Raw genomic sequence first — 16,649 nt, forward strand, 5'->3', positions numbered from 1 at the left:
CGCGTTTCGCCGGCGGCGCGCTCGACGTGCCGGCCGATGCGACGCTCGTGCTCGCACGCGACGATGCGCAGTTCACGCTGCGCGTCGAGGCGCACGGCGCCTGAACGACACGCGAACCGTATCCCGGGCCGCTGGTTTGCACCGCGGCCCGTTTGCATAGTTGGAATCACGCACACCATGACCACCGACACCACTGGCCGCACCGGCAATCCCGCTGCGACCGCGAGCCCCGACCGGTTCCGCTACGGCTTCCTGAAGGGCAACCCGCAGCTCACGAAAAACGGCGAGCTGAAGCACCTGCTGTCGATCGAGGGCCTGCCGCGCTCGATCGTCAACCACATCCTCGATACGGCCGAGCAGTTCGTCAGCGTGACGGACCGTGAAGTGAAGAAAGTGCCGCTGCTGCGCGGCAAGTCCGTGTTCAACCTGTTCTTCGAGAACTCGACGCGCACGCGCACGACCTTCGAGATCGCGGCGACGCGCCTGTCGGCCGACGTGCTGAACCTGAACATCAACGCATCGTCGACGAGCAAGGGCGAATCGCTGCTCGACACGATCAACAACCTGTCGGCGATGCATGCCGACCTGTTCGTCGTGCGTCACGCGTCGAGCGGCGCGCCGTACCTGATCGCCGAGCACTGCGCACCGCACGTGCACGTGATCAACGCCGGCGACGGCCGCCATGCGCATCCGACGCAGGGCCTGCTCGACATGTACACGATCCGTCACTACAAGCGCGACTTCACGAAGCTGCGCGTGGCGATCGTCGGCGACATCCTGCATTCGCGCGTCGCGCGCTCCGACATTCACGCGCTCACCACGCTCGGCGTGCCGGAAGTGCGCGCGATCGGCCCGCGCACGCTGCTGCCGGGTGGCCTCGAGCAGATGGGCGTGAAGGTGTTCCACAACCTCGACGAAGGGCTGAAGGGCGTCGACGTGATCATCATGCTGCGCCTGCAGAACGAGCGGATGAGCGGCGCGCTGCTGCCTTCCGCACAGGAATACTTCAAGACCTGGGGCCTGACGCCCGAGCGCCTCGCGCTCGCCGCGCCCGATGCGATCGTGATGCACCCGGGCCCGATGAACCGCGGCGTCGAGATCGATTCGCAGGTCGCCGATGGCCCGCAGTCGGTGATCCTCAACCAGGTCACGTTCGGCATCGCCGTGCGGATGGCGGTGATGGGCATCGTCGCCGGCAACAGCGACTGAGCCCGCTTTCGCGCATCCTTATTCACGCAATCAACGCATTCACAGACAGCGCATGAAGATTCATATCAAAGGCGGCACGCTGATCGACCCGGTCGCCGGCACCGAGCAGCAGGCCGACGTATTCGTCGCAGGCGGCACGATCGCCGCGCTCGGCACGGCGCCGGCCGGTTTCAACGCGGACAAGACGATCGACGCCGCGGGCCTGATCGTCGCGCCCGGCCTCGTCGACCTGTGCGCGCGGCTGCGCGAGCCCGGCTACGAGCACAAGGCGACGCTTGCGTCCGAGATGGCCGCGGCCGTCGCGGGCGGCGTCACGACCCTCGTGTGCCCGCCGGATACCGACCCCGTGCTCGACGAGCCGGGCCTCGTCGAGATGCTCAAGTACCGCGCGCGCAATCTGCACCAGGCGAACGTGCATCCGCTCGGCGCGCTGACGGTCGGCCTCAAGGGCGAAGTGATCACCGAGATGGTCGCGCTGACCGAGTCCGGCTGCGTCGGCTTCACCCATGCCAACGTGCCGGTGCGCGACACGCAGGTGCTGCTGCGTGCGCTTCAGTACGCGAGCACCTACGACTACACCACGTGGCTGCGCCCGCAAGACGCATTCATCGGCCGCGGCGGTGTCGCCGCGAGCGGTGCGCTGGCGTCGCGGCTCGGGCTGTCCGGCGTGCCGGTTGCAGCCGAGACGATCGCGCTGCACACGATCTTCGAACTGATGCGCGTGACGGGCGCACGCGTGCACCTCGCGCGGCTGTCGTCGGCGGCCGGGCTCGCACTCGTGCGCGAGGCGAAGGCCGAGGGGCTGCCCGTGACCTGCGACGTCGGCGTGAATCACTTGCATCTGATCGACGTCGACATCGGCTACTTCGATTCGCAGTTCCGGCTCGATCCGCCGCTGCGCAGCGAGCGCGATCGCGAAGCGATTCGCGTGGCGCTCGCCGACGGCACGATCGACGCGATCTGCTCCGACCACACGCCGGTCGACGACGACGAGAAGCTGCTGCCGTTCGGCGAAGCGACGCCGGGCGCGACGGGGCTCGAACTGCTGCTGTCGCTGACGCTGAAGTGGGCCGACGAGACGCGTACGCCGCTTGCGCACGCGTTGCGCCGCATCACGTCCGCACCCGCCGACGTGCTGAAGCTGCCGGCTGGCCGCCTCACCGAAGGCGGCGCGGCCGACCTGTGCGTGTTCGACCCGCGCGCACACTGGCGCGTCGAGCCGCGTGCGCTGAAGAGCCAGGGCCACAACTCGCCGTTCCTCGGCTACGAACTGCCCGCCAGCGTGCGCACGACGCTCGTCGCCGGGCAGATCGCGTTCGAGCGCTCCTGAACCACGCCGGACCTTCGCCATGATTGCCCTTCGCAAGCTGCGTCTCGTTTTTCACCTGTTGCGCGGCATGGCGATCGTCGCGCTGCGTTTCTCGCACGTCACGCCCGCGCGGCGCGCCGAGATGACGCGCCGCTGGTCGCTCAAGCTGCTGCGGATCTGCGGGATGCGCCTCGTCGTCCACAACGACGGCGCGCGGCTCGACGCGAGCGCGCTCGTGGTCGGCAATCACGTGTCGTGGCTCGACATCTACACGGTCAACGCGTGGCGGCCGACGCCGTTCGTGTCGAAGGCCGAGGTGCGGCAGTGGCCGGTCGTCGGCTGGCTCGCCGAGAAGCTCGACACCGTGTTCCTGCAGCGCGAGAAGCGCACCGAGGCGATGCGGGTCATGCACGAGATGGCCGAGCGCCTGCGCAACGGCGGGCTGATGTGCGTGTTTCCGGAAGGGACGACGACCGACGGGCAGGAACTGCTGCCGTTCCACGCGAACCTGTTCCAGGCCGCGGTATCGGCTGGCTGCGCGGTGCAGCCGATCTGCCTGATGTACGAGGACGGGCAGCGGCGGCAGTCGGTCGCGCCGGCCTATACGGGCGAGCTGGCGCTCGGCAAGTCGCTCGACATGGTGTTGCGCGGCGGCCCGATCATCGCGCACCTGTACGTGTGCGAACCGATCGCGCCGGGCGGCGACCGGCGGGCGACGTCCGCCGCGGCGCGCGATGCGATCGCGGCTGCGCTCGCGACGCTGCAGGCGAAGGTCGACAAGCCGACGGCCGAGTCGCTTGCGGAATTGCAGAAGCATGCTTATCCGGCGACCGAGGTTGGCGCCGGAGCGGCAGGCGGCGAGGCGGCCGATGCGCCCGTGCCGGGGCGCGAGGGTTGACGCGCTTCCCGGCCCCGCGAATCAGCGCTTAATCACTCTCCTCCCGGCGCGCGGCACGCGTCGCACTGCACCTGCGTGACCGTGCGCTGCGCCGGATCGGCCGTCAGCCGCACGGCCGACAACTGGTTCCCCCACACACATCCCGAATCGAGCGCGACCACGTTCTCGCGCACCATCAGGCCGAGCGCGGCCCAGTGGCCGAACACGACCGTCACGTCCTCCGTGCGGCGCCCCGGTACATCGAACCACGGCAGGTAGCCGGGCGGCGCGCTGTCGGGGCCGCCGTTCGCCTTGAATTCCATCGCACCGTCGGGCGTGCAGAAGCGCACACGCGTGAATGCGTTGAACGCGACGCGCATCCGGTCGCGTTTCTTCAGATCCGGGCTCCATTGATTCGGCTCGTTGCCGTACAGCTTCTGCAGCGTGTCGCGCCAGTCGGGCGCGCGCAACGCGCGCTGGAGTTCGTCGGCGAGCTCCAGCACGAGCGTCGCATCCCACTGCGGCAGCACGCCCGCATGCACCAGCAGCATCCCGTTCTCCGCATGGACGAACGGCCGGTGGCGGACCCAGTCGAGCAGCGCATCGGCGTCGGGTGCATCGAGGATCTCGCCGATGGTGTCGCCCGGGCGTTCGGTGCGCAGGCCGGCGGAGACCGCGAGCAGGTGCAGGTCGTGATTGCCGAGCACGACGGTCGCGCGCGGGCCGAGGTCGACGAGCGCACGCAGCGCGGCGAGGGAGTCCGGGCCGCGGTTGACGACGTCGCCGGCGATCCACAGCGGGGTGTCGGCGGGCGCTGAAAGCTTTTCGAACAACGACTGGAAAGCGGAATGACAGCCTTGGATGTCGCCGATTGCGATGGGAGTTGGATGCATGAGGGGTCAGGTTGTCACGTTTTGATCGGCGTGAAGAACAGCCATCGCGAAAATGAGTACCGTGCACAATTGTATTCTGTCCGAATCGGTTTTGCTGGCATGTCGTTTCCCTTTCGCGTCGTGAATTCGCCGGGCTGTTTCAAGTTGTTAGCAGCGTAGCTTTTACCGAAAGTGCTTTCCTATAATGAGGGGTTGCCTTCTTAAAATTAACACCGGATTGCATTGTCGGACTTTGCGACCGGGTAGAATGCCGGCCCTAGGGCTGCACACTGCCACTGCGACTTGGCGTTCGGTCGGCCCCCTTGTGGCTGTCGCACATTACTAGAGGGAGCTACATGATCCTGGTTACGGGTGGCGCAGGCTTTATCGGTGCCAATTTCGTGCTCGACTGGCTGAATCGGTCCGATGAGGCCGTACTCAACGTTGACAAGCTGACCTACGCAGGCAATCTTCGCACGCTGGAGCCTCTGGATGGCCATCCGGGGCACGTGTTCACGCGCGTGGACATCTGCGACCGCGCGGCGCTTGATGCGCTCTTCTCTGAGCACCGACCTCGAGCGGTCGTGCACTTCGCGGCAGAGAGTCATGTCGACCGCTCGATTCACGGTCCCGCCGATTTCGTACAGACCAACGTGGTTGGTACGTTCACGTTGCTCGAAGCCGCCCGTATGCATTGGAACGGACTCGGCGAAGCAGACAAGGCGGCGTTCCGCTTCCTGCATGTGTCGACGGACGAAGTGTTCGGCTCGCTGTCTGCCACCGATCCGCAGTTTTCCGAGACGACGCCCTATGCGCCGAACAGTCCGTACTCGGCGACCAAGGCCGGCTCGGATCATCTCGTGCGTGCGTATCATCATACGTATGGAATGCCGACGCTCACGACGAACTGCTCGAACAACTACGGGCCGTACCAGTTTCCCGAGAAACTGATCCCGCTGATGATTGCAAATGCGCTCGCGGGCAAGCCGTTGCCAGTCTACGGAGACGGGCAGAACGTGCGCGACTGGTTGTACGTGAGCGATCACTGCAGCGCGATTCGCGAGGTGCTTGCGCGCGGCGTGCCGGGCGAGACGTACAACATTGGCGGCTGGAACGAAAAGAAGAATCTCGACGTCGTGCATACGCTGTGCGATCTGCTCGATCACGCGCGGCCGAAAGCATCGGGATCCTATCGCGACCAGATCGCCTACGTGACGGATCGTCCCGGTCACGACCGCCGATACGCGATCGATGCGCGCAAGCTCGAGCGCGAATTGGGCTGGAAGCCGGCCGAGACGTTCGAATCGGGACTCGCGAAGACTGTCCGGTGGTATCTCGACAACCAGGCGTGGGTGAACGACGTCGTATCGGGCGAGTACCGCAATTGGGTCGAGACCAACTACGCGCAACGCGCTTGAGGGCATCCGAGATGGCACGCAAGGGCATTATTCTCGCAGGCGGTTCCGGCACGCGCCTGTATCCGATCACCCATGCGGTGTCGAAGCAGCTTCTGCCGGTGTACGACAAGCCGATGATCTATTACCCGCTGTCGACGTTGATGATCGCGGGTATCCGTGACGTGCTGATCATTTCGACGCCGCAAGACACGCCGCGTTTCGAGGCGATGCTTGGCGACGGCAGCCAGTGGGGGATGAATATCCAGTACGCGGTGCAGCCGTCGCCGGATGGCCTGGCCCAGGCATTCGTGATTGGTCGCGACTTCATCGGTCGCGACCCGTCTGCGCTGATCCTCGGCGACAACATCTTCTACGGCAACGATCTCGTGAAACGGCTCGATCGCGCGGGCGAGAAATCGTCGGGTGCGACGGTATTCGCCTATCACGTGCAGGATCCCGAACGTTACGGTGTCGTTGAATTCGACAGTGCGTTCCGGGCGCTGTCGATCGAGGAGAAGCCGGCGAAGCCCCGGTCGAATTACGCGGTGACTGGCTTGTATTTCTACGACAACCGCGTGTGCGACATCGCGGCGGAGATCACCCCGTCCGCGCGCGGAGAACTCGAAATCACCGACGTGAACTCGCGCTACCTCGGCGACGGCGCATTGGACGTCGAGATCATGGGGCGCGGCTATGCATGGCTCGACACCGGAACGCACGATTCGCTGATCGATGCCGCGGTGTTCATTGCGACGCTGCAGAAGCGGCAGGGGCTCGTTGTCGCATGCCCGGAAGAGATCGCGTATCGCCAGAAATGGATCGACGGCGATCAGTTGCTCAAGCTCGCGGCGCCACTGTCGAAGAACAGTTACGGGCGCTATCTCCAACAGATTCTGTCGGACAGGATTGCATGACCATCCAGGTAACGGCAACGGCGTTGCCGGAAGTCAAGATCATCGAGCCGAAGGTGTTCGGCGACGCGCGCGGCTATTTCTACGAAAGCTTCAATGCGCGCGAGTTTGCGGAGCATGTCGCGCCGGACGTCGTGTTCGTGCAGGATAACCATTCGCGCTCGGTGAAGGGCGTGCTGCGCGGCCTGCACTATCAGATCGACCATGCGCAGGGCAAGCTCGTGCGCGTGATCGAGGGTGCCGTGTTCGACGTCGCCGTCGATATCCGCCGCGATTCGCCGCGATTCGGGCAATGGGCGGGCGTGATCCTGTCTGCCGAGAACCAGCGGCAGATGTGGGTGCCGCCGGGGTTTGCGCACGGATTCCTCACGTTGTCCGATGCGGCCCAGTTCCTCTACAAGACGACCGATTACTGGTATCCGGAATTCGAGCGTTGCATCCTGTGGAGCGATCCCGACATCGGTATTGAATGGCCGATCGACGGTGAGCCGATACTGGCGGCGAAAGATGGCGCCGGCAAGCGGCTGGCGCAGGCGGAGGTCTATCCGTGAAGGGGCAGGCATGAACACAGCGACCGGCGATCACCCGCGGATTCTCGTGACGGGTGCGAACGGGCAGCTCGGGTTCGAGCTCGCGCGCACGCTGGCGCCGCACGGGCATGTGATTGCGGCGGACCGCACGGTCGTCGACCTCGCGGATCTTGACCGGCTGCGCGGCGCGATCTGCGACCTCCGCCCCGATCTGATCATCAATGCGGCGGCTTATACGGCAGTGGACGGGGCGGAAAGCGAGCCCGATCTCGCGATGCGCGTCAATGGCGAGGCACCGGGCATCATTGCCGACGAGGCAGTGCGGGCCGGCGCGATGGTGATCCACTATTCGACCGACTACGTGTTCGACGGCCGCAAGGATGAACCGTACATCGAGACCGATTCGACCGGGCCGCTGAATGTGTACGGCCGGACCAAGCTGGCCGGAGAGCAGGCGATCGCACGGGCCGGCGGCAAGCATCTCGTGTTTCGTACGAGCTGGGTGTACGGCACGCGAGGGAAGAATTTCCTGTTGACCATGCGAGCGCTGGCGGAGAAGCACGATACGTTGCGCGTCGTCGCGGACCAGATCGGTGCGCCGACCTGGTCGGAAACGCTGGCCGATCTCACGTCGCACGTCGTGGCGCAGTTGTTCGCGCAGCGGCGCGACGATGCGCGGTGGTGGGCAGCGCATTCGGGCGTCTATCACATGACGGCGGCCGGCGACACAAGCTGGGCCGGGTTCGCCGACACGATATTCGCGGAAAGCCGGCTTGCCCGCCGGCCGCTGGTGGTGCCGATTCCGTCCGACGAGTATCCGACGCCCGCCGCGCGACCATGTAATTCACGACTGTCGAACGCGAAGCTCGAGCGTGCGTTCGGCGTGCGCGTGCCGCACTGGCATGACGCGCTGAAGCAGTGCTGTCGACGTCTCGACACTGAGAACAGTCTCGTCCGCGCATGAGCGCGGTGCGAGAAGGGACGTCGGCCTGATCGACTCAAGGAATGGTGTAGTACTCATGGATTCAAGCAATCGTCATCCCGCCGCCGAAGCGGAGCAGGCGAATGTCGCCGATGCGGAAACGTTGCGCGCACGTATCGCGGAACTCGAGGCGGAATTCGAGCGGGCGCAGACATTGGCGCGTGAGACCGCTGCGCACATGCGCCGCACGGGCTACGACATGTCGGCGACGCAGGCCCGCGCGGACGCGGCAGAGCGACAGTTGAACGACGTACTGTCGAGCACTTCATGGAGGGTCACGGCGCCGTTGCGCGGTGCCGTGCGCGTCGCGCAATCGGCCATCAGGTTCGCGCGCGACCCGTCGTGGGCGGTGCTGAAGCGGCGCAGCATGACGGCGTTTCGCGAGACGGCGCGACGGAGCACGCTCGCGCGCAAATTGGTGTTCTGGCTTCGCGACAACCACCCTGGGATCTGGGCTCGCGTGGCTCGTCTCGCAGCTCCGCGTTTTGCCGGCACACAGTCCATTTCGGTTACACGCTGGAAGGAAGGAAGCGTATCGCGTCGATATTACGCCGAGCGCATGGCGGCACGTGTGCCGCATTGCGACCGCGCAACCGTCGAGGGCTTCCTCGATGCGCGGGTGGTCGGTGTCGATACACGCAAGCTCGCCGCGCGGCTGACCGAGATCTGTGCGGCGACGGCACCGGCGCGCGACGACGCTGCGTCCGGGCGTTGAGCATGCCGGCACGGATTTCAGACTGAACCTTATGCAGAACGGAGCAACTGCCGCCGTGGCTTCCCCAAATATCGCACTCCAGAGCACGTCTGACGCAACGAATTCCGGGCAGGGCGCTCGTCCAAGGCGCGTCCGCTCGATCAATCAGTTTCACTCCGGAAGCGCGATTGCAGACGCGGTGACGAATAGCATGTTCATGATCCAGGCGCTGTTGCGCGAGCTCGGGTTCGAATCCGAGATTTTCGCGGAACACGTTGCGCCGGAACTGGTTGGTCGCATTCGCTATTTCCGGGAATACGACGGATCGGCGGACGACGTGATGCTGCTGCATCACTCGATGGGACACGATCAGGATGAGTGGATTCTGAATCTCCCGTGTACGACGGTCCTTATCTATCACAACATCACGCCTGAATCGTTCTTCGACGAACAGTCACCGTTCCGGCATTACTCGGTGAAAGGACGGGCGCAACTCGATACGTTCCGCGAGCACGTCGCTTCCGCGATCGCGGTATCCGACCTGAATGCCCAGGAGCTTCGCGAGTGTGGTTACCAGAAGGTCGAAACGATTCCGCTGCTGATCGATGCCGCACGCATTCGCACGGCGGAGTGGAACGATGCGCTGGTCCAGGAGCAGTCGCAAATCCCGACCATCCTGTTCGTCGGACGCATTTCCCCGAACAAGGCGCATCGCGATCTCGTTGAGGCCGCCGCCCAGTTGCGCGCGATCCTGCCGAGTCCGTTCCAGTTCGTGTTCGTCGGCGGATATGGCGAAGAGGAGCCGTACTATCGCGAGTTGCGCAAGCTGATCGCCGATCTCGAACTGGGCGAGATCGTCCGTTTCGCGGGAAAGGTGTCCGACGCAGATTTGTACGGGTGGTATCGCTCCGCGGCTGCGTTCCTGTGCCTGAGCGACCACGAGGGGTTCGGCGTCCCGCTGATCGAGGCAATGACCTTCGACGTTCCGGTGATCGCTTACGCAAGCAGCAATATCGAGTCGACGCTCGGGGGCGCCGGATTGCTGGTGCACGACAAGCATCCGCAGGCGGTCGCTGCGCTCGTGCGGACGGTGATGGAGGATCGTGCGCTGCATCGTGCAGTCGTAATCGAACAGCGCAAGCGGGTTCGACAGTTCGAGCGGCCTGCGCTGCTTGATCAACTGCAGCGCTTTCTGCGGAAGGAGGGCGTCGAGATTCCCCGGCCGATCACGGCGGAAACCGCGGACGACTGCGTGCTCGCGCCGCGCTATCAGGTCGAAGGCCCGTTCGAAACGTCGTACAGTCTCGCGCTGGTGAATCGCGAGCTGGCGTTTGCGCTCGACCGCGCGAGCCCCGGCGAAGTCGGTCTGTTCGCGACGGAAGGCCCCGGCGATTATGCGCCCGACAAGCAGCGGATCGCTGCGATCCCGGGGCTGCCGGGTCTGGTGGCGCGCGGCAGCAAGCGCAGCGGTGCCGGCGTCGTCATTCGCGATCTCTATCCACCGCGCGTGCATGACATGGACGGGTTGTTCAACTTCCTGCACTTCGCGTGGGAGGAGTCAGAACTGCCGGGCGCGTGGGTTGCATCGTTCAACGAGAATCTCGATGGCATTGCGGCGACGTCGTCGTTCGTCGCCAAGGTCTCGCGCGACAACGGCTTTGCCGGCCCGATCGCGAACGTCGGCCTTGGTGTCGACCATGTCGCGCGCACGCCGCGTCGCGAGTACCGCGGCCCGCTCGGCAAAGGCTTCCGTTTCCTGCACGTGTCGTCGTGTTTCCCGCGCAAAGGCGTCGATGTGCTGCTCGATGCGTTCGCGAAAGCGTTTACCGCGCGCGATGACGTATCGCTGATCATCAAGACGTTCCCTAATCCGCACAACTCGGTAGCTGAACAGATCGCCGCGTTGCGTCGGCGCCATCCCGACTGTCCGGAGATCGTCCTCATCGACGCTGACCTCGATGCCGGCGAGATCGTCGATCTGTATCAACGCTGCAACGCGTTCGTGGCGCCGTCGCGCGGCGAAGGCTTCGGGTTGCCGATGGGCGAGGCAATGTGGTTCGGGCTGCCGGTGATCACGACGGCGTTCGGTGGTCAGACCGATTTTTGCACCGACGAAACCGCATGGCTCGTCGACTATACGTTCGAGGGGGCCAAGTCGCATCTTGGCCTGTTCGATTCGGTGTGGGCCGAACCGAGCGTGGATAGCCTGGTTGCCCAGTTGCGGGCGGTACACGCTGCGACGAATGACGTGCGTCGCACGAAGGCGGAGCGGGGCCGCTCACTCCTCGAAGCGGCGTTTACGTGGGATCGCTGTGCCGAGCGTTTCGGGGCGCTGCAGACGGTGGTCGGCGCGGTCGAACCGGTTGCGTCGGGCCGCACGCGGCTGGCGTGGATCTCGTCGTGGAACACGAAGTGCGGGATTGCCACTTACTCGTCGTTCCTGGTCGCGGGGCTCGATCCGGCGCAGTTCGACGTGCGCATTCTGGCGTCGCGCGATCCTGCCGTCGTCGTGGCGGACGGCCCGGAGGTCACCCGCTGCTGGACGGACCAGCGCGGACGCGTCGACGAACTGCTCGCGGCGCTCGATCAGTGCAAACCGGACGCGATCGTGCTGCAGCACAACTATGGCTTCTTCAGCATGGAGTCGACGGCCCGGCTCGTCGAGTACGCCCATGCGTATGCGATCCCGATCGTCGTCACGTTCCATTCGACGAAGGACGTCGATACGCCCGAGCTCCGCGCATCGTTGTCGGAGATAGCCGGTGCGCTGGCGCGCGCGGATCGTCTGCTGGTGCACGGCATCGACGACCTGAATCGGCTACGCGCGCTGGGTCTTGCCGGCAATGCGACGCTGTTCCCGCACGGCGTGCATGCAAGGGAGTCGTCGGACCGGCTCGCCAGCAGGGCCGCGTTGAATATTCCGGCGGGTGCGCCGGTGATCGCGACTTACGGTTTCCTGTTGCCGCACAAGGGACTCGAAGAGGTCATCGAAGGGTTTGCGGTCATGTCGGTGGATTTCGCCACAGCGCATCTGCTGATGGTGAATGCGCTTTATCCGGTCGCCGACTCGGAGGCCGTGGCGGAACGCTGTCGGCAACGGATCAAGGCGCTCGGCCTGGGCGATCGTGTGCGGATGATCACGGATTTCCTGCCGGACCGGGAAAGCTTCGCTTACCTGGACGCGGCGGATCTGATCGTATTCGCCTATCAGGACACGGCCGAATCCGCGAGCGGCGCCGTACGGTATGGCCTCGCGGCCAATCGCCCGGTTGCCTGCACGCCGATCCCGATCTTCGACGATCTCGGCGACATGGTGCACCGCTTTGCCGGGACCGATGCGCATGCGATCGGGACCTCGCTGGGCGAACTGCTGGGCGACCGGGCCTTGCTCGGCAGCAAGGCCGACGCGCAGGCGTCTTGGATCCGGGCGCGCTCGTGGGACGAGATGTCGGCGCGGCTGGGCGGGATGGTGCGGGGGCTCGTTGTCGGGCGGTCAATCGATCAGGACGGGCTGATAAAATGACGCCGATACGCTGGCCGAACGTGCGCCGAGTCGGCCTTTCGTGCGGTTCGGCGACTACGGATCTTTCCGGTCTGGCACATGAGATGTCAACATCGTTCCCTTTCGCGGGGGCGCATGCGTATTTCGGCGATCGGCAGCAAAGCCGGAGTGCGGGCCATCGCGCCGATCCGCATGGTGACAAGGGTTATAGGCGCTTGTGTTCGTCTCGCCGTATGTGCGACTCGGCGCATGTCATTCGAGTCCGCGATCGATGGGACTCCAATTAATTGGGTATTGAAAACCGATGCAGGAAAAATCACATCACTCCAGCGCGAGTTCACTGAGGTTGGCGTGGATGCTGGCAAAGCGCGATCTGAAGAACCGCTATGCGAGTTCCTACGCAGGTACGGCTTGGAACGTCGGGGTGCCGTTGCTCTACTCGCTGATCAACGTCGTCGTGTTCTCGATTCTGATGCGAGGGCGAATGGGGGCGCAGTACGGCGACATTCCGTTCGCGCTCTTCTATTTTGTCCCGTTCTCGCTGTGGACCGTATTTACCGAAGTGACCGGGCGTAGCACCGGAATTTTGCGCGAATACAGCTATCTGATCAGCAAGATCGCATTTCCCGTGTGGGTCTTGCCGTTGATTCCGTTGACCTCCGCGTTGATCAGTCAGGGCATCATCTTCGTGTTTGTCATCGGCCTGCTGATTATCAAGGGCGTCGTGCCGGGAACCATGATCTGGATGTTCCCGGTGATCTGGGCGCTTTCGCTCGCAATTTCGATCGGCTTCGCGTACGGGATTTCAGCCATTTCCGCCTATGTTCCCGACATGGTGCCGATCGTACCGCTTTGCACGAACATCGTTTTCTGGCTTACGCCGATCCTGTATCCCGCCACGATGGTCGAGGCGTCGCGCATGATCTGGGTGCGCAATATCGTCATGACGCTCAATCCGTTCTACTACATGGTCGAGACTTCGCGACAGGCGGTGTTTCCAGGTATTCCATTCAATTGGGAATATATCGGAGTGCTTGTTGTCGTGGCGGTGGCCACGGTTGCGATCGGCGCATTCATTTTTCGCAAGCTGAAGCCCGGCTTCGCGGACGTTCTTTAAGGCTGAAGAGTTAGCTCATGTCGACACAAGATCGCTCAAAGGTTATAGAGCTGAACAACATCAGCAAGATCTACCGTTCGTATTCGTCGCCGCGCCATCGTCTGCTCGAGCTCATGTCGGCCGGCAAGCGACAGTATTTTCGCGAGACGAGGGCCCTGGACGACGTATCCTTTTCGCTCGAGAGAGGGGACAGGTTCGGTGTGGTTGGCGAAAACGGCAGCGGCAAGAGCACACTGCTGAAGATTCTGGCTGGCGTGTTGAACCCGAGCACGGGGCTGGTCAATGTCTCCGGCCGCGTATCTGCGCTGCTGGAGCTGGGGGCCGGTTTCAACCCCGAGCTTTCTGGCCGCGAGAACATTGTTCAGTTCTGCATGCTGCACGGAATGCTTCAGGAGCAAGCTCTCGCAGCGCAGCCTGAAATCATCCGCTTCAGCGAGCTGGGCGGCGCGGTCGATCATCCGGTCAAGACGTACAGCAGCGGGATGGCCGTCCGGTTGGGGTTCGCGTGCGCGGTTTACGTGCAGCCGGACATCCTGATTGTCGACGAAGCGCTGAGCGTCGGCGATGCGTATTTCCAGAACAAATGTCTGCACAAAATTCGCACGATGCTCGATGAAGGGACGACTTTCATCTACGTCACGCATGCAGCGGATTCGGTTCGTGCGCTATGCAATCGAGGCCTGTGGCTCGAGAAAGGGCGCGTTCGTCTGCTGGGCAGTTCGAAGCAGGTCGGCGCTGCGTACCAGAGCGAAGTGTTCAGCCGGATGGTACGTGCGGGCATCGACGTGACGGAAATCGACGATGACGACGAGCCGGTCGACACGCCTGTGACCGCAGGCGTTGCAACTGGCGAGGGCGGCGCATCGACGACGGTCACGCACATGCGCCCGGACAAGGCGCGTACCCGTGCCTTTTCATCTCGTGTCGAGCCCCTGCGCACGGGTACCGGCGAGATTCGGATCGATGACATCAGCGTGATCGATCCGGAAGGCAACGAGTGCGACACGGTCGATATCGAGAAGACGCTGCGCGTTCGCGTGTTCTTCCATGTCGAATCGCAGCCGCCGAAACGTAGTTCACTGGCGCTCGGCATCACGGACTCGTCGGGCCGACAAATCCTGCATTTCAGTTCGGAGGTACAGGACGTTTTTCCGTCGGATGCGGCTCCGCACATCCAGCACATGATCGAGTTTTCGTTTGCCAATCCGCTGTGTCCGGGCGAATACGGCCTGATCGCGGGGGTCGGCGTGACGACAGAACACCCGGAAAACCGCGGGCAGAGCCTCGTGACGAACGTGATCGACTATTGCGTGGGCGGTGCGCGGTTTGCCGTACGGTTCCCGGACGAAGTCGTGAAGCGCGATCTGTGGGGTGTCGTGCACGTGAACTACGCAGTCTCGATGCATTCACTGGATTGATCGATCGTGCACATATCACTCGGACATTCGCATGTTTCAGCGTCTTAGGACAAGGATCCGCGATCGCCTGACCGAAGCCGTGACCGAGCGCGTGGTCGCCCGGCTTGTCGGGTCGCCGGAATTCGCGGACCGTATTGCGCGGCAGGTCGTCGCGAAGCAGTTGTCCGACATACCGGAATCCGATGTCCTGATCGAGCGTCTCGTCGACCGCATGACGCCGGCGATTGCGCAGCGACTCGTCATGACGCCGGTTCTGTTCGGCGGGGATTGGGATCGTGTCACGCTGGGAGACGGTGTGCAGTTGGTCAACACACTGATGAACGTGTCGTCGGGACGCATTGTGATCGGTGCTCAAACGTTCTTCGGTCACAACGTCAGCCTGATTACGGGAACACACCCGGTGACGGAAAAAATGTCTGCCCGACACGACTATCCCCGCGACGGGCGTGACATCGTGATCGGAGAAGGGGTCTGGATTGCATCCAATGCGGTTGTCGCGGGGCCTTGCACGATAGGCGACCATGCCGTCATCGCCGCGGGTGCGGTTGTGACGTGTGGTGAGGTCGACGCCGGATGGTTGTACGGAGGTGTTCCGGCACGAAAAATCAGGAAGCTGGTTTGAGTCCGGTCCCCGGTGAGTGCTGGTCGTCGAACGGCCATAACACGCGGTAGAAGCTTACCGAGCGAATTTGAGAGTTGAATGAAATGAAGGCAGAAATCAGAAAGGCGGTCCGCGTCGTTGCGGACTTGCCGGTAGTGGGCCGGCTGGTTCGCATCGTGGTCGCAGCGATTCGGTTGCCCGAATTCCGCGCCGACGTCATGCGTCGTCAGGAAGTGTACGAGAGAGATCAACTGCCGATGCTCTTGCGAACGCTGTCGGAGTTGAACGATCGTCAGCGGTTGCTCGATAACGACCAAGACAATCTTGTCCGCTCGGTACCCGTCGCGTTGCGACGACTTCATAGCGACGTCAAGCAGCTGAAATCGCTGATCGAGGAAGGCAAGGCGTTCGGCCGCGAGAACCAGCAGAAGCAGGATGAACGCGTGGGTGAGCAACTGTCGCAAGCTGCGACGCTTGTCGGTCAGATGAATGATCGCCTGAGCGGCATGGACGATTCGGTCCGGTATTTGCTCGGACGCGTCGAGTTCGTCCGCCGGGAATTGATGTTCGAAATGCGTTACGGCGCATCGTCGCCTGGTGAGCACGACGATGCGCTCAAGGCGAAAACCGAAATCATTGCAAAAGAGAAAGTGGCAGCCGCTGCCGACAATGGCGAGTTGCGGCTCAATCTCGGGTGCGGCCATATCGCACTGGATGGCTATCTGAATGTGGACCGTCGTGCGCTGCCCGGCGTGGACATCGTGTCGGAAGTCGACGAGTTGCCGTTCAAGAGCGGGGAGTTGTCCGAGATTTTCTCGGCACACCTGCTTGAGCATTTTCCGCAGGAACAGATGGCCCGCGAGTTGTTGCCGTACTGGTTCGATCTTCTGAAACCGGGCGGCGAGTTTCATGCGGTCGTGCCGGACGCGCAGGCAATGATGAAGAACTACATCGATGGTGACTACCCCTACGCTTATTTGCGTGAAGTCACGTTCGGTGGTCAGGACTACGACGGCGATTTCCATTTCAACATGTTCACGCCCGAGTCCATGTCGGCAATCCTGAAGGAAGCTGGGTTTGCCGACGTCTCGCTGGTGGAAGCAGGACGCCGCAACGGAAACTGTTACGAATTTGAAATTGTCGCGAAGCGCGCAGCGAAAGCCTGATGCGATGGCCTGCGTATCCGCTCCCTTCCTCCGGAGGCCGAGTGGGCGTGGCGTGACGTGACGA

General features: G+C 63.4%; 14 protein-coding genes and 1 pseudogene. 14 read left to right on the forward strand and 1 reads right to left on the reverse strand.

The annotated features are described in order from the left end of the window. From G3O00_RS14065 to G3O00_RS14080, 4 genes and pseudogenes are all read left to right on the forward strand, one after another. Positions 1-104, forward strand: a pseudogene (locus tag G3O00_RS14065) (bifunctional pyr operon transcriptional regulator/uracil phosphoribosyltransferase); the annotation flags it as partial. 73 nt (positions 105-177) lie between these two features. After that, positions 178-1,209, forward strand: coding sequence for an aspartate carbamoyltransferase catalytic subunit (locus tag G3O00_RS14070; protein WP_041492755.1), 1,032 nt, complete (start codon positions 178-180; stop codon positions 1,207-1,209). Between the two features lie 52 nt (positions 1,210-1,261). Next, positions 1,262-2,539: a dihydroorotase gene (locus G3O00_RS14075; RefSeq protein ID WP_206143313.1), complete on the forward strand. Its 1,278-nt coding sequence runs from the start codon at positions 1,262-1,264 to the stop codon at positions 2,537-2,539. A gap of 19 nt (positions 2,540-2,558) precedes the next feature. Then, positions 2,559-3,416, forward strand: a complete 858-nt coding sequence (locus G3O00_RS14080) for a lysophospholipid acyltransferase family protein (RefSeq protein WP_206143314.1) — start codon at positions 2,559-2,561, stop codon at positions 3,414-3,416. A 32-nt stretch (positions 3,417-3,448) separates the two neighbouring features. Here the strand turns inward: G3O00_RS14080 and G3O00_RS14085 are convergent, their stop codons facing one another. Beyond that, the gene (locus G3O00_RS14085; RefSeq protein ID WP_206143315.1) at positions 3,449-4,288 is read right to left on the reverse strand and encodes a symmetrical bis(5'-nucleosyl)-tetraphosphatase; all 840 of its coding nucleotides are present in this window, start codon (positions 4,286-4,288) and stop codon (positions 3,449-3,451) included. 335 nt (positions 4,289-4,623) lie between these two features. Here G3O00_RS14085 and rfbB point away from each other — a divergent pair, with 335 nt between their 5' ends. From rfbB to G3O00_RS14135, 10 genes are all read left to right on the forward strand, one after another. Continuing rightward, on the forward strand, positions 4,624-5,685 hold the full coding sequence (gene rfbB / locus G3O00_RS14090; RefSeq protein WP_206143338.1) for a dTDP-glucose 4,6-dehydratase: 1,062 nt from the start codon (positions 4,624-4,626) through the stop codon (positions 5,683-5,685). An 11-nt stretch (positions 5,686-5,696) separates the two neighbouring features. Further along, positions 5,697-6,578 carry a glucose-1-phosphate thymidylyltransferase RfbA gene (gene rfbA, locus G3O00_RS14095; RefSeq protein ID WP_206143316.1) on the forward strand — a complete coding sequence of 294 codons (882 nt, stop codon included), beginning with the start codon at positions 5,697-5,699 and terminating at the stop codon, positions 6,576-6,578. After that, a complete protein-coding gene (rfbC, locus tag G3O00_RS14100) occupies positions 6,575-7,126 on the forward strand; it encodes a dTDP-4-dehydrorhamnose 3,5-epimerase (RefSeq protein ID WP_206143317.1) in 552 nt (183 codons plus the stop codon). The genes rfbA and rfbC overlap by 4 nt, the downstream gene beginning before the upstream one ends. 10 nt (positions 7,127-7,136) lie before the next feature. Next, complete coding sequence (rfbD, locus tag G3O00_RS14105) at positions 7,137-8,069, forward strand: dTDP-4-dehydrorhamnose reductase (protein WP_206143318.1); 933 nt, start codon at positions 7,137-7,139, stop codon at positions 8,067-8,069. A 121-nt stretch (positions 8,070-8,190) separates the two neighbouring features. After that, the gene (locus tag G3O00_RS14110) at positions 8,191-8,802 is read left to right on the forward strand and encodes a hypothetical protein (protein WP_206143319.1); all 612 of its coding nucleotides are present in this window, start codon (positions 8,191-8,193) and stop codon (positions 8,800-8,802) included. Between the two features lie 178 nt (positions 8,803-8,980). Further along, on the forward strand, positions 8,981-12,304 hold the full coding sequence (locus tag G3O00_RS14115; protein ID WP_206143320.1) for a glycosyltransferase: 3,324 nt from the start codon (positions 8,981-8,983) through the stop codon (positions 12,302-12,304). 334 nt (positions 12,305-12,638) lie between these two features. After that, positions 12,639-13,400 carry an ABC transporter permease gene (locus G3O00_RS14120; RefSeq protein ID WP_206143321.1) on the forward strand — a complete coding sequence of 254 codons (762 nt, stop codon included), beginning with the start codon at positions 12,639-12,641 and terminating at the stop codon, positions 13,398-13,400. 17 nt (positions 13,401-13,417) lie between these two features. Then, positions 13,418-14,818, forward strand: coding sequence for an ABC transporter ATP-binding protein (locus G3O00_RS14125; protein WP_206143322.1), 1,401 nt, complete (start codon positions 13,418-13,420; stop codon positions 14,816-14,818). Positions 14,819-14,849: 31 nt separating this feature from the next. Then, on the forward strand, positions 14,850-15,440 hold the full coding sequence (locus G3O00_RS14130) for an acyltransferase (protein ID WP_241025132.1): 591 nt from the start codon (positions 14,850-14,852) through the stop codon (positions 15,438-15,440). An 83-nt stretch (positions 15,441-15,523) separates the two neighbouring features. Then, the gene (locus tag G3O00_RS14135; RefSeq protein WP_206143323.1) at positions 15,524-16,585 is read left to right on the forward strand and encodes a hypothetical protein; all 1,062 of its coding nucleotides are present in this window, start codon (positions 15,524-15,526) and stop codon (positions 16,583-16,585) included. Positions 16,586-16,649 lie beyond the last annotated feature (64 nt).

Origin of the sequence: Burkholderia sp. Ac-20384 (genome assembly GCF_017104605.1) — a bacterium.
Lineage (GTDB): Bacteria > Pseudomonadota > Gammaproteobacteria > Burkholderiales > Burkholderiaceae > Burkholderia > Burkholderia lata.

Coding starts and splice junctions, on each gene's coding strand:
- G3O00_RS14130 (WP_241025132.1), top strand. CDS start 14,850: ATGTTTCAGCGTCTTAGGACAAGGATCCGCGATCGCCTGACCGAAGCC.
- G3O00_RS14070 (WP_041492755.1), top strand. CDS start 178: ATGACCACCGACACCACTGGCCGCACCGGCAATCCCGCTGCGACCGCG.
- G3O00_RS14075 (WP_206143313.1), top strand. CDS start 1,262: ATGAAGATTCATATCAAAGGCGGCACGCTGATCGACCCGGTCGCCGGC.
- rfbA (WP_206143316.1), top strand. CDS start 5,697: ATGGCACGCAAGGGCATTATTCTCGCAGGCGGTTCCGGCACGCGCCTG.
- G3O00_RS14085 (WP_206143315.1), bottom strand. CDS start 4,288: ATGCATCCAACTCCCATCGCAATCGGCGACATCCAAGGCTGTCATTCC.
- G3O00_RS14120 (WP_206143321.1), top strand. CDS start 12,639: ATGCTGGCAAAGCGCGATCTGAAGAACCGCTATGCGAGTTCCTACGCA.
- rfbC (WP_206143317.1), top strand. CDS start 6,575: ATGACCATCCAGGTAACGGCAACGGCGTTGCCGGAAGTCAAGATCATC.
- G3O00_RS14135 (WP_206143323.1), top strand. CDS start 15,524: ATGAAGGCAGAAATCAGAAAGGCGGTCCGCGTCGTTGCGGACTTGCCG.
- rfbD (WP_206143318.1), top strand. CDS start 7,137: ATGAACACAGCGACCGGCGATCACCCGCGGATTCTCGTGACGGGTGCG.
- G3O00_RS14080 (WP_206143314.1), top strand. CDS start 2,559: ATGATTGCCCTTCGCAAGCTGCGTCTCGTTTTTCACCTGTTGCGCGGC.
- rfbB (WP_206143338.1), top strand. CDS start 4,624: ATGATCCTGGTTACGGGTGGCGCAGGCTTTATCGGTGCCAATTTCGTG.
- G3O00_RS14125 (WP_206143322.1), top strand. CDS start 13,418: ATGTCGACACAAGATCGCTCAAAGGTTATAGAGCTGAACAACATCAGC.